We start from the raw sequence: 1,512 nt of genomic DNA on the forward strand, positions 1-1,512 counted from the left end.
ACCTCGACATTCTTCTGCGGCAGCGTGATCGGCTGGCCGGAGGCCGTGGTCGTCTTGGACGCAAGCGGGGTTACGACAACCGGTGTTCCGCTGCTGTCCAGGGCGTTGGCGCCAGTCGCGTAAAGGGCGGCCGTCAACAGCAGCGCCGATGCCAGAGTGTTTCGCACGATTTCCTCCCGAAAATGGTCGGCAAGATCGCGCAGGAGCCATCCGTGCGCAAGGACGGCACGTTGGAAACCTGGCATGGGCTTTGGAAAACTTGGCTCCCCGGGCTGAACGAAACGGCGAATTATGAGCTGCCGATCCCCTTCAGATCTGCGCCGACGAGCATTTTTGAGCGGCGCGTACTAGCGGCCGATTTCCGTGATTTTTTGCCGGTGAGATCTGACCGCCTCCAGCAGTTCGCGCTCGTTGGTGTGAGCGTTTCGAAAAATGGCCACAACCATCACCGCCAGAATTTCAGCGCCCAGGCCCAAAGGATCGAGCTCTTCATCCGCGCAGACCTGATTGAACACGCGTTCGCAAACATCCAGATCGAGAGGGCTAAGACAGGTGCGATTGAAACGCCGACGCAGCATTTGAGTGCCTTTCAGGGCCCGCCGTTCGTACTTTGCGGCGGGCCTTTGCTGTGGCCTAAGCGATAATAACGCTCATAGTAGCGGGGCAAAGATTACTCTGCGCCTCGTGATTGCGTTGTCAATAACCCCAAAATCTGCGCACACTCGCGGGATCTATATTGTCCGGAGGTCATCAGTTGATAATAATCTTGCCGCTTGTTTTCCGGTATGCAAAAGCCGCGGCGAAAGTCCGCCGCCTCTTTTGGTGTTCTGGTGCAACCGAGCTTGCTGGCGCTGACTTTCAAGCTCGCCAGCGAGCATCCGAGCTTCGCTGCAATATCTTTCAATGGCTCGTTGTTAACGTATCCATCAAGAATTATCTTGCGGCGAGCTTCTCCTTTGAGCTTTTCGTTCATTTCGTGGTCTCCTCAACATCGCTTTCACGATGCTGGAATCTATACGCACCAGTTTGAAGAGTGTCGTTATCTTCGCATCCAGAAACTTATCTCGGGATGCATTTCTCGCTGTAATCCAGCGTGATCGCCGATGCGGTCGACAGGCTTGCCAGATGCCCGGGATACACCACATGATTGCGAGGGCATGGGCATACCGGAATCGGATATGGCACCACGCGCGATAGACGCTAAGAGGCAAGACGAAGCGCATGCTGGGCAAGCGCCGGAGCGTGAGCGACGCCGTTGGCCACGCGACGTTCAACCTGACAACGAGGCCGCCCCGCCACTCGCGCCGGTGCTGGAGCCGTTGTCCTTCTCAACGCTCAAACTGGCACCAGAGGATCAATTCACCGCTTGGCAAGCGCATGTGGCGCCGCTTGTCGAGGTCAAGTTGCCGGATAACAAATCGCGGGACGACGGCTTTCCTGCCGACCACACGGCTTGGAATCTTGGTGGCATGCTGATCGTTGAGCAGCGCGCGCCGGCGCACAGCTATATGC

At 57.1% G+C, this 1,512-nt stretch carries 2 protein-coding genes and 1 pseudogene; 2 read left to right on the plus strand and 1 reads right to left on the minus strand.

Annotation, left to right across the window (positions count from 1 at the left end; translation table 11 throughout):
* The first annotated feature begins 182 nt into the window (after positions 1-182).
* Entirely contained in the window at positions 183-644 is a 462-nt protein-coding gene (locus EOA38_RS36340) for a hypothetical protein (RefSeq protein ID WP_126093370.1), read from the plus strand.
* A 26-nt stretch (positions 645-670) separates the two neighbouring features.
* On the opposite strand, the gene EOA38_RS36345 is transcribed toward EOA38_RS36340, so the two are convergent.
* Positions 671-973 (minus strand): hypothetical protein, encoded by a 303-nt coding sequence (locus EOA38_RS36345; protein WP_126093371.1) that lies wholly within the window; start codon positions 971-973, stop codon positions 671-673.
* Positions 974-1,157: 184 nt separating this feature from the next.
* Between EOA38_RS36345 and EOA38_RS36350 the strand changes: the two are divergent.
* Positions 1,158-1,512 (plus strand): annotated as a pseudogene (locus EOA38_RS36350) (hypothetical protein); the annotation flags it as partial.

Origin of the sequence: Mesorhizobium sp. M1E.F.Ca.ET.041.01.1.1, from assembly GCF_003997355.1 — a bacterium.
In the GTDB taxonomy this organism is placed as follows: domain Bacteria; phylum Pseudomonadota; class Alphaproteobacteria; order Rhizobiales; family Rhizobiaceae; genus Mesorhizobium.

Excerpts from the sequence above, each read along its gene's own strand:
- EOA38_RS36340 (WP_126093370.1), top strand. The coding sequence starts at position 183 with ATGGTCGGCAAGATCGCGCAGGAGCCATCCGTGCGCAAGGACGGCACG.
- EOA38_RS36345 (WP_126093371.1), bottom strand. The coding sequence starts at position 973 with ATGAACGAAAAGCTCAAAGGAGAAGCTCGCCGCAAGATAATTCTTGAT.